Below are 10,924 nucleotides of genomic sequence, written 5' to 3' on the forward strand. Positions count from 1 at the left end.
GATAAAAAAGGCTGCCGTTTCGGCAGCCTTATATTATTTTCGCTTTATCTTATCAATGTTCTCTCGGATATTGCCTTTGATATTCTCTCGGATATTTCCCACGCTGAAATTCTCGCGGAATTCTCTGTAACGTTCCAGACTGTTATGAAGTGTATCGGAGAATCTCAGAGGTACGAAGAAATGGGCGCTTCCCAAGGTTTTTACGCGGAAGGCTTCGATCTGTGCACGGAGTTCGTCTATCTTTACGATGATATTGTGTTCGCGGGCAAACTCGGCTATATTCACCATGTTATTCAGCGAGATGGCCAGGTCGATAAGGAACACGCCGTAATAAAGACCGACAAAGAAAGTGAATTGCAGGTTATTTATCAGCAGTTCCACGGTGTGGGTTATGGGCGGGTCAAGGAAGAAGCAGTAGCCCAGACTAAGCAGCAGCCAGAAAAAGCTGTACATCGGGCAGATTATGCCTTTTATATTGCCCCAGAACTGCGTGTAATCCCACAGCATTATCTTCATCTTGACTATGAATATCAGTCCCGTGAAGTATTCCAATGCGGTGATACAGGCTGCCATTATAACAAATAATACGGCTTTTCGCAGGTAGTTGTTATCTATCGGGATAAAACGCTCTATCCTGCTCATCCAGAAAAGCAGCAGCAGTGAAAGTCCGTAAAGCGGGAGATACGGACCTGTAAGGAAACCTGGGTTGAGCCATTTTCGCTCAACGTTGACGGGGTCGAAAAACTTACGGTAGAAAAATTCCAATACCCAGCCTATCATGCTGCCCAAGGCAAACAGGTAGGCGTTCTGTATGAATGGCAGCATAAGCTTCCTCCTTAGTAAATGTCAAGTTTGTATATAGTTCTTGTGAAATATCAGGGTCATTTACAGGGTCTTGTTTTTCCATTCTTCGCGCCTTTTGTATTCCTCAAAACGCTGTGCTTCCTCATATTCCTCGCGTATCTCCTGACGGTCGCTGTGACCGAAGGACGGTATGGAGGCAAAGAATAGAACTATAAAGGATACGATCACAAGTATGATCGTCAAAGGTTTGCCTATTTTATCCGAAAATATCGCAGTGGGTATTATTATCGCTGTAAAGATCAGGGTGCAGATCACCCATTTTTTGACGATAGCTTTTGTTTTAGTCATGTTGTGATACCTTTCAGTTTTTCCCATTCCCTGCGTGTTATGGCGCAGGCGTAGGATATCTTGTTTTTCTCGTCGGGGTATTCCTTTATCTTTTTCATGCCGTTTGCCAGAGCGGTCTTATACGAAGCTGTGTTTGTATACTTCATATATGAATACAGCACATCGTAATCTGTATTCTCAAAAGCCCAGTCGCGGACAGCCTGTGCGGCTTCCTTGCCAAGACCTCTGCGCCAGTACTTTTTATGCACATGGTAGCCTATCTCGGGGAGTTGTTCGCCGTCTATATTCTGTATGGTAAGTCCGCAGTCGCCTATGAATTCACCTGTTTCTTTCAGCACCAGCGCCCACAGACCGAAGCCGTACTTTTTATAGTTGTCGATGTTCCAGAGTATCCAGTTGCGCACTCTTTCTTCATCGAAAGGCTTTGGATAATGCGCCATGGTCTCCTCGTCGGAAAGTATCTCGTACAGCGCATCGAAGTCTTCGAGCGTGTATTCTCTCATAATAATTCTTTTTGTTTTAATATTCACGTAATATCTCCTTATATTATAGCAAAAAAATGAGGTCAGGTCAAGTGTCTGAGCCTCATTATTCTTATAAAATATCAAATGTTTACTTCAGCTGAGTTTTCTCAGCGCTTATCCATTGGGTTACTCTTGGTTTGGCTGTCTTTCAGATTGACGGCAAGTATATGCCTTGTGGGGAAAAACTCATATAGGTGCAGTGATGTTATCTTTCCGCCGAAAGTTGAAAAATCTTCCATTACATGGGGCAGTGCCTTGTAGATGACTTCCGGGGCATCGATAAGAAAAGTAGTGTGAGCTGTCCAGTTGGTGCTGTCACCGAATCTTTCTTTCAGAGAAAGCAAATCGTGACTTACATCAGGGGCTGCGAAAAGCACCTGCGCTCCGCCGAATATCCCGACGTGGTTGACAGTCACATCAAATGCGCTGACTTCATAAGCAGTTTTCCTCACGAGTTTTTTTAGCTCTTCCTCCTTATCACAGGGGAAAGAACCCAGCGTTATATGCATTGGGATATTTTTGGTATGAAAGCCCGAAAATCCCAGACTATAGAGCTTATCCTGTATTCCCGAAAGATATGCTTCGGTCTTGTCATCATATCCTGCAAGCACGTAAAGAGCCTTGTCTGCCATGATAATTACCTCACATTATAAAAACAAGGCAAGGGCAAGCGCCCCTGCCTTGAATATTTGTTTGAATTACATACCTGAGGTTGCAGAGTAGTTGGGAGCTTCCTTGGTGATGTAGATATCGTGAGGATGGCTCTCCTTCAGACCTGCACCTGTTATGCGGATGAACTTAGCCTTTTCGCCCAGTTCAGCAACAGTGTGGCAGCCACAGTAGCCCATACCTGCTCTGATACCGCCAACCAGCTGGAAGATGGTATCGGAAACGGGACCCTTGTAAGCAACACGACCCTCAACGCCCTCGGGAACAAGCTTCTTGGAGTTGGTCTGGAAGTATCTGTCCTTGGAACCCTTAGCCATAGCAGCCATAGAGCCCATGCCTCTGTATACCTTGAACTGTCTGCCCTGATAGATCTCGGTCTCGCCGGGAGCTTCATCGCAGCCTGCAAGCAGTGAGCCAAGCATTACAACGCTTGCGCCTGCAGCCAGAGCCTTTACGATATCGCCTGAATACTTGATACCGCCGTCAGCGATAACAGGGATACCGTACTCAGCAGCTGCACAAGCAGCGTCGTATACAGCAGTTATCTGAGGAACGCCTATACCTGCCACAACTCTGGTGGTGCAGATAGATCCGGGGCCTATGCCGACCTTGATAGCGTCAGCGCCTGCCTCGCAGAGAGCTCTTGCAGCTTCAGCAGTTGCAACGTTGCCTGCGATAACGGGTATATTCGGGAAGTTGGACTTCAGCTTCTTCAGGCATTCGATAACGTTCTTGGAATGACCGTGAGCGGAATCCAGTGCGAGTATATCTACCTGAGCATCGATAAGAGCGCCTGCTCTTTCGAGGATATCCTGTGTCATGCCTACAGTAGCGCCGCAGAGCAGTCTGCCCTTGGCATCTCTTGCAGAATTAGGATACTGAACAGCCTTTTCGATATCCTTTATGGTGATAAGACCCTTGAGGTGACCCTCATTGTCAACGAGAGGCAGCTTTTCGATCTTGTGCTGCATGAGTATCTTCTTTGCACCGTTGAGGTCTGTATCAACAGGAGCTGTAACAAGGTTGTCCCTTGTCATAACTGTGCCTATCTTCATAGAGAAATCGGTGATGAAGCGGAGGTCTCTGTTGGTGAGGATGCCTTCCAGCTTGCCGTTCTCATCAACTATCGGAACACCCGATATCTTGTATTTGCCCATCAGCTTGTCCGCTTCTTCAACGGTCCTGTCAGCTGTCAGGGAGAAAGGATTAACGATAACGCCGTTTTCAGAACGCTTTACCTTGTCAACTTCCTCAGCCTGCTGAGCGATGGTCATATTCTTGTGGATTATGCCTATGCCGCCTTCACGGGCGATAGCTATAGCCATCTTGGACTCTGTTACAGTGTCCATAGCAGAGGTCATGATAGGTGTGTTAAGGACGATGTCCTTGGTAAGATGGGTGTGTAAGTCCACCATGTCAGGTGTACAATCGCTCTCTCCGGGGATAAGGAGAACATCGTCGAAGGTGAGACCTTCTTTTCCGAACTTGCTGTTTGCGTTAGTATCGAGCATAACATTACCTCCCACATTGTAATTCGGTGTTAATTTATTTACTTATAATATCATATAATGATACACGATTTTCTTTGATTTGTCAACAGAAATTTTGCAAATTAACTATTAATTTCACGCATTATCAGACAACCTGACGAAGACACTTTGAGGGCGTTTTTGACGCTCCTGAAAATGTGTGTAAAACCGCGGTGATTCGGCACTTTTTGTGCGAGACTAACAAAAGTAAAGTCAGATTTTCTACGTATCAGATATGCTTTTGGGTATAGTCAAAATGGGATATATGAGTTATAATTATTCTGTATTAAATTATTCACAAAAAGAATGGAGATGTATTGTATGAAATTTACATATTTATTTGCAGTTACAGCAGCACTTATCCTTGCGGGTTGCGGTTCGTTTACAGAGCGCCCTGCGGACAGTGATCCTGCTTCCGGGGACTTAAAATCTCAGGCTGCAACCGATGCTGAGAACAGCGAATCAGATGTGTCCTCGGAAGATGCAGCTGAAAGCGGCGAGGTGATATCCGAAAGCAGTATCGCCGATTCCAACAGTGAAGCTTCCGAAAGCCGCGGGGATACTCCCGATGAAAGCATAGCTGACGGCAAGGTCGGTCTGTTTACAGGCGGGCTTGATGATGACGGCAGGGGAGATGACGAGGAACATTTCGGGCTGGAAACAGGCTTTGCACCGGGTATATGGTGGTCTTTCTGTGACAGCGGCGATATGTACTATGAGTTCGCAACAGACGGTACAGGAATGAGGGTGTACCAGGCAGATGGATTCAAGGAAGGCTTCACCTATGAGATGGATGACGGCTGTGCTGTGTTCAGCTTTGCGGGCAATGCGGGGGGCACTTCGGAAAAAACTCGTGCTAAAGCCGAGGAACGCGGTGGTGACGCTGTGCTTACCTTTGAAGATGATAACCACACAGAGGAACTTGTGTACATGGGCAATATAGGTTTTGACGAGTTCACGTTCTTCAATAACAATGAACTGGAAGAAATGGCGCGGGAATACTACAAGCAGCACAATGATACGGGATATGTGCCTGAATTCTGCGACATTTTAAAGCCTGAAGAGAATAACGATATAGTCATACGCCTTTTTGATATCGTAGGCAATAACACATCCACGGCTAACTGGTATTACATTGACCGATTCACGGGCAAAGGCAAGGATATGATGGATAATGAGATCGATCTGACCACGGTGCTTAAAGGCTGATACCGCGATTGACAATACGGGCGGATAGGTGTATAATATACTGGTGTTGGATCGTTTTTATAAAGGGAGGTCTATCCATGAATAAACTTATCAGGAGTACGGTATCCCTGCTGTGTGCGGGTGCAATGGCATCGGGCTGTATATCTGTTATGGCGGAAAAAGTATCCACTACCAGGGGAGATGTCAACGGTGACGGCGTAGTAAATGTAACTGATGTGGTCAAAACTGCCGCTCATGTCAAGGGCAAAAAGCTCCTCTCTGGAGAGAGCCTGAAAAATGCAGACGTTAATTTCGACGGCAGTGTGAATGTTACCGATATTACGCGGATAGCGGCGTTTGTAAAGGGCAAGAAGAACCTGCCCTCCGACCCGAATTCCGCTGATGAGAGGTTCAAGGGGTATGACGCATACCTTATTTTTGCTGATGGCAGTATGAACTGGGGCAACTGGAATGGTCAAGGTCACCCGGGAGCGGCTTCTTACGGTATTGATGCCGATGTTACAGGGGACGGCGTATATACTGTCAGCATAACCAGGGACAGCATAACTTCTGTAGACGACATGGGTAAGAATCCATCGCTTATATATTCTAATGATGGGGCAAACGGCAGTTACCTGCCCTGGGCTAATGACTGTACTATAATGTGTGTTGATATCACAGGTCTGCTGGACGGTACTCTCGGGGCTGACGGCACTGAACTTGAGGGCTTTCTTGAGAATGGCTCAAATCCTAACGTCAATAAGCACGTAAAGGGCAAGTTCAGGGGTGACGAGTTAAAGGTCGAGGTCAAAAGCATAAAGGTCGATGATGAAGAACTCTGGTTTGACCCGAGCAAAGTGCGCTACGGAAATCTCGATGAAGAGGACAACTGCTACCGCATAGAGATAGCTAACCTTATATCCGGTGATGCAGATGACGCAGCGATAAATGTGAATAATTTCTTCTTCTCGGACGAGCTTAGCGTCACATTCAGCATATATGGTATAGATTGATTCTATGACGAACCGGATCCCCGAGAAAATAGCTGTAGGGAATTAATGCGGTTTGAATGTTGTCAAAAATCAATATATCTTAAAAATAATGTAAAAAGTCGGATTTATAGGGTATTTTATTGAAGGGCAATATGCTATAATGGTGAAGTAAACTAAATAGATATGCAAAGGTGCAGAAAGTCCTTGTGTAAGGGGCTTTCTGCTTTTTTGATAAAAATATGGGCAGAGGATATGCTGTAATAATCAGCGGCAGAAGTCTGCTCTCCCACGAATATTCCGATAAAGCACCCAAAGTTTCAGACAACTTGGTACGAAAGTCATTGACAAATATCGTTTTATTGTGGTATATTATAGGACAAGCAAAGGCGCTGTGATGTTAGGATTACAGCGCCTTTATTTTTTAGCGGGAGGTGGAAAAATATGGGTAGACTTTACAAGGTACTGATAGTAGACAACAATCTGGGAACATTCGACAGACTCAAAAAGATGCCGGTATGGCAGGAAAATGGTTTTGAGATATTCAGCAAGACCTCTGACAGTGAGAATGCACCCGAAATGTGTCTTAAAAACAATATCGATCTGCTCGTTTGCTTCAACCGTTTGCCCGCTATTTCGGCAGAAGCTGTAATAAGCGCGGTAAAGACGGTATCTCCCGGTACATTCTGTCTGGCGGTGAGCCCTTTCGATGACTCGGAGAATATGCGCAAATGCTTTCTTCTGGGCGTTATCGATTATATCACCGAACCTGTAAGCGAGATAAGGCTTGGCGAAGCCCTTGCAAGAGTATCCGAGCGCATAGGCGACAGCTTCGTGACAGGGGAGTACGACCTTACGGTGGAAGAATTCATGGCGGAGTATTCTTCAAAGGACGCTAAATTCTCCGAGAGGATAAGGGAGTTCCTGCTGCTTTCGGAAAAGACCACTGTCACTACCGAGAATGCCGCAGATCATTTCGGCTTCAACAAGGACTATTTCGGCAGGCTTTTCAAGCAGAAAATGGGTATGACTTTCGGTGATTTCTATAAGAAATTCCGTATAAAGTACGCTGAAAAGCTCCTGCTTTCGGGCAGGTACAAGGTGTACGAAGTCAGCGCGATGCTGGGCTTCTCCTCGGTGGATTACTTTACCACGGTCTTCAAGAAACTTACGGGTAAAACGCCCTCTGAACTTAAAAGATAATAGTGCAGTCTGTTTTACACTGGAATATGTATGATTTTTATAGTATCGTGTACCGAGAATATATGGTATAGTTAAAATTGCGGATATCTGCACAGTCGGTATCAGATCCGATACTTAACATAGCTCAATTCCCATCTTATCTTAAATAAACGGAAACGAGGGCAGGTCCTGTGATCTACCCTTTGTTTTCGTATTATGAGAGATTTGGGTTACGCAACGGCTATCGGAATGTTAGTGGCAAAAGTCTGATTTTTATAGGATATGATAAATTGACTTTTTACCTCAAATACTGTACACTAAAAGACAGTTAAGGCAATGGCGCCAATGGACTGCTCTTTTAGGGCGGTTTATTCGTCATTGCTTTTTTATTTTTATGTAAAAATATCATCAGGAGGTATTAGCGCAATGTCATCGTATGTAGAAGAAATAATTGAGCAGGTCATCAAGCAGAACCCTGCCGAGCCCGAGTTCCATCAGGCTGTAAGAGAGGTACTGGAGTCCATCAAGGTAGTTGTGGACGCTAACGAGGAGAAGTTCAGAAGAGATGGTCTTCTGGAGAGACTTGTTAACCCTGAGAGACAGATTAAGTTCAGAGTTCCGTGGGTTGACGACAAGGGCAACGTACAGGTAAACACAGGCTACCGTGTACAGTTCAACTCTGCTATCGGTCCTTACAAGGGCGGTCTGAGACTTCACCCCTCTGTAAACCTGGGTATCATCAAGTTCCTGGGTTTTGAGCAGATCTTCAAGAACAGCCTTACAGGTCTGCCTATCGGCGGCGGCAAGGGCGGTTCCGACTTCGACCCCAAGGGCAAGTCCGACAGAGAAGTTATGGCATTCTGCCAGGCATTTATGACTGAGCTCTGCAAGTACATCGGCGCTGACACCGACGTTCCCGCAGGTGATATCGGTACAGGTGCTCGTGAAATCGGTTATATGTTCGGTCAGTACAAGAAGATCAGAGGTCTGTTCGAAGGCGTTCTGACAGGTAAGGGCCTTACATACGGCGGTTCTCTGGCAAGAACAGAGGCTACAGGTTATGGTCTGCTGTATCTCGTTGAGGAGCTGTTCAAGTCTCACGGCAACGATATCGCAGGCAAGACAGCAGTAGTTTCCGGCGCAGGCAACGTTGCTATCTACGCTATCCAGAAGGCACAGCAGCTGGGTGCTAATGTAGTTACATGCTCCGACTCCACAGGCTGGGTATATGATCCCGATGGTATCGATGTTGCAGCTCTGAAGCAGATCAAGGAAGTTGACAGAGCAAGACTTACAGAATACAAGAAGTACAGACCCAATTCCGAGTATCACGAGGGCAGAGGCGTATGGCAGATCAAGTGCGATATCGCTCTTCCTTGCGCAACACAGAATGAGCTCGATATCGAGGATGCTAAGCAGCTCGTTGCAAACGGCGTAACAGCTGTATGCGAGGGCGCAAATATGCCTACTACCGAGGAAGCTACAAAGTACTTCCAGGATAACGGCGTATGGTTCGTTCCCGGTAAGGCTGCAAACGCAGGCGGCGTTGCTACTTCCGCTCTTGAGATGTCCCAGAACAGCGAGCGTCTGAGCTGGACATTCGATGAGGTTGACGCTAAGCTGAAGAACATCATGGTAAATCTCTTCCATAACATCGACGATGCTGCTAAGAAGTACGGCTTCGAGGGCAACTATGTTGTTGGCGCAAACATTGCAGGTTTCGAGAAGGTTCTCGATGCAATGAACGCACAGGGTATTGTATAATCAGGAGTTGAAAGCATGAATATTTCCGAAAGGATAGGTTTTCTGCCGATAGTACCTTTCGAGGACAAGCACCCCGATATGCTTATCGCGCAGTATGAGCCCAATGCAGCTGAAAATATCAGCTGCGGCGAATATTCAATGAATACTGAATGTTGGGATTGACCTTCATCAAGGCACGGCAGCACCGTTTTTCGATGCTGCCTAGTGCTGTTTACGGGAATATCATTCTTTTGAAAGGAGAAGTTAGATGAAGAAAATACTGGTCTGCAGGGAAACCGACCCGCGTGAAACCCGCGTGGCGCTGATCCCCGATGACATCAAGCGGCTCATAAGCATGGGCTACGAAGTAAAAGTGACCCGCGGAGCGGGCGAAAAAAGCGGCTTCAATGACGAGGCTTACGAGAAGGCAGGCGCTGTTCTTGTATCCTCTAACGAAGCAGGATACGAGGGCAGCGAAATTATTTTGAGGATAATGAAGCCCGAAAGCATCCAGGGTATCCCCTCAGGCGCTCTCCACCTCAGCTACCTCGATCCGTTCAATGAAAAGGAATTGCTGAACGATTTCGCAAAATCAGGTATCCAGGCAGTTTCTCTGGAAATGATCCCCAGAACTACATTGGCACAGAAAATGGACGTTCAGTCCTCACAGACCTCGCTGGCAGGTTATACAGCTGTAGTAAACGCTGCTGCTAAACTGCCTAAGATACTCCCCATGATGGTTACTCCTTCCGGTACTATCCAGCCCGCAAGAGTGTTCATCATCGGTGTCGGCGTTGCAGGTCTTCAGGCAATAGCTACTGCAAAGAGACTCGGTGCTCGTGTTGATGCATTCGATACACGTCCCGTAGTTGAAGAACAGGTAAAGTCCCTTGGCGCATCTTTCGTAAAGATCGACCTGGGTGAAATGGGACAGACCGATCAGGGCTACGCTAAGGAGCTTACCCCCGAGCAGATAGCTAAACAGCAGGAAGCTCAGGCTAAGGTCTGTGAAAGAAGCGACATCGTCATCACCACCGCTAAGGTATTCGGAAGAAAGGCTCCCCGTCTTATCGGCAAGGATGTCCTTGATCGTATGAAGAAGGGCGCAGTTGTTGTAGATATGGCAGTTTCCACTGGCGGTAACGTTGAAGGCTCTAAGCTCTTCGAGGACGTTGTTACCGAAAACGGCGTAACTATCATGTGCGGCGATATGCTTGAAAGACAGGTACCCTATGATGCATCAAAGATGCTCTCAGGTAACTTCTACGCATTCCTGACCCACTTCTATGATAAGGAAAGCAAGGAACTCAAGGTAAATCTCGAAGATGAGATCATGCGCGGCTGCCTGCTCACACAGGGCGGACAGATAATCCATGAGCGCTTCAAGAATAACTAAGTCTTAAAGCAAATGAATCGGAAAATGTTTTCTTTAATTTGATCAGGAGGTAAAGTAAAATGGCGACAGGCGAAATTCTTTTGCTGGTATTCGTGTTCGTTATCGCAGGATTCCTGGGCGTAGAGCTTATCTCGAAAGTGCCCTCGCAGCTGCATACACCCCTTATGTCGGGTACAAACGCGATCTCGGGCATCACTATTGTCGGTGCGATATCTGCAACAGCAGTAGCACTTCAGACAGATGGTATGCTCAGCAATATCTGCGGATTTGCAGCGATAGTTCTTGCAACCATAAACGTTATCGGCGGCTATCTGGTAACAGACAGAATGCTTGGTATGTTCAAGAAAAAAGGGGAGGATAAGAAGTGAATTTTGAAAATATCCGCACCGTCTGCACGACAGTGCTCTATATGGTATCCTCTGTACTGTTTATAAGAGGCATCAAGCTTCTGGGTAAGGCAGACACAGCACGTAAGGGTAATCTGATGTCTTCCGTAGGTATGCTCATCGCAGTAGTAACCGTGCTTTTCGAGAAGCAGGTAACAGACACAGT

13 protein-coding genes are annotated in these 10,924 nt (G+C 46.4%); 8 read left to right on the forward strand and 5 right to left on the reverse strand.

Translation table 11 applies throughout. The annotated features are described in order from the left end of the window. Nucleotides 1-33: 33 nt before the first annotated feature. The 5 genes from BM265_RS11555 to guaB form a co-directional block, all read right to left on the reverse strand. Entirely contained in the window at nucleotides 34-825 is a 792-nt protein-coding gene (locus tag BM265_RS11555; RefSeq protein WP_074961959.1) for a putative ABC transporter permease, read from the reverse strand. 60 nt (nucleotides 826-885) lie between these two features. Continuing rightward, nucleotides 886-1,152 carry a hypothetical protein gene (locus BM265_RS11560; protein ID WP_074961961.1) on the reverse strand — a complete coding sequence of 89 codons (267 nt, stop codon included), beginning with the start codon at nucleotides 1,150-1,152 and terminating at the stop codon, nucleotides 886-888. Beyond that, nucleotides 1,149-1,655, reverse strand: a complete 507-nt coding sequence (locus tag BM265_RS11565) for a GNAT family N-acetyltransferase (RefSeq protein WP_347500934.1) — start codon at nucleotides 1,653-1,655, stop codon at nucleotides 1,149-1,151. Before BM265_RS11565 ends, BM265_RS11560 begins: the two co-directional genes overlap by 4 nt. Before the next feature lie 128 nt (nucleotides 1,656-1,783). Continuing rightward, nucleotides 1,784-2,308, reverse strand: coding sequence for a 2'-5' RNA ligase family protein (locus BM265_RS11570; protein WP_074961965.1), 525 nt, complete (start codon nucleotides 2,306-2,308; stop codon nucleotides 1,784-1,786). Between the two features lie 66 nt (nucleotides 2,309-2,374). Next, nucleotides 2,375-3,856: an IMP dehydrogenase gene (gene guaB, locus BM265_RS11575; RefSeq protein WP_074961967.1), complete on the reverse strand. Its 1,482-nt coding sequence runs from the start codon at nucleotides 3,854-3,856 to the stop codon at nucleotides 2,375-2,377. Between the two features lie 339 nt (nucleotides 3,857-4,195). Here guaB and BM265_RS11580 point away from each other — a divergent pair, with 339 nt between their 5' ends. The 8 genes from BM265_RS11580 to BM265_RS11610 form a co-directional block, all read left to right on the forward strand. Continuing rightward, entirely contained in the window at nucleotides 4,196-5,083 is an 888-nt protein-coding gene (locus BM265_RS11580) for a hypothetical protein (protein WP_074961969.1), read from the forward strand. Between the two features lie 77 nt (nucleotides 5,084-5,160). Beyond that, nucleotides 5,161-6,075 (forward strand): dockerin type I repeat-containing protein, encoded by a 915-nt coding sequence (locus BM265_RS11585; protein WP_074961971.1) that lies wholly within the window; start codon nucleotides 5,161-5,163, stop codon nucleotides 6,073-6,075. Nucleotides 6,076-6,495: 420 nt separating this feature from the next. After that, on the forward strand, nucleotides 6,496-7,254 hold the full coding sequence (locus BM265_RS11590) for a helix-turn-helix domain-containing protein (protein WP_074961974.1): 759 nt from the start codon (nucleotides 6,496-6,498) through the stop codon (nucleotides 7,252-7,254). 405 nt (nucleotides 7,255-7,659) lie between these two features. Then, nucleotides 7,660-8,997 carry an NADP-specific glutamate dehydrogenase gene (gdhA, locus tag BM265_RS11595; protein ID WP_074961977.1) on the forward strand — a complete coding sequence of 446 codons (1,338 nt, stop codon included), beginning with the start codon at nucleotides 7,660-7,662 and terminating at the stop codon, nucleotides 8,995-8,997. A 15-nt stretch (nucleotides 8,998-9,012) separates the two neighbouring features. Further along, complete coding sequence (locus BM265_RS20100; RefSeq protein WP_177219584.1) at nucleotides 9,013-9,159, forward strand: hypothetical protein; 147 nt, start codon at nucleotides 9,013-9,015, stop codon at nucleotides 9,157-9,159. An 85-nt stretch (nucleotides 9,160-9,244) separates the two neighbouring features. Continuing rightward, complete coding sequence (locus BM265_RS11600) at nucleotides 9,245-10,372, forward strand: NAD(P) transhydrogenase subunit alpha (RefSeq protein ID WP_074961980.1); 1,128 nt, start codon at nucleotides 9,245-9,247, stop codon at nucleotides 10,370-10,372. A gap of 59 nt (nucleotides 10,373-10,431) precedes the next feature. Further along, nucleotides 10,432-10,740, forward strand: a complete 309-nt coding sequence (locus tag BM265_RS11605) for an NAD(P) transhydrogenase subunit alpha part 2 (RefSeq protein WP_024855976.1) — start codon at nucleotides 10,432-10,434, stop codon at nucleotides 10,738-10,740. Next, a partial coding sequence (locus tag BM265_RS11610; protein ID WP_143098716.1) for an NAD(P)(+) transhydrogenase (Re/Si-specific) subunit beta occupies nucleotides 10,737-10,924 on the forward strand: 188 nt, incomplete at its 3' end. The genes BM265_RS11605 and BM265_RS11610, both read left to right, overlap by 4 nt.

The sequence above is a fragment of the Hominimerdicola alba genome, assembly GCF_900112155.1.
Lineage (GTDB): Bacteria > Bacillota > Clostridia > Oscillospirales > Ruminococcaceae > Hominimerdicola > Hominimerdicola alba_D.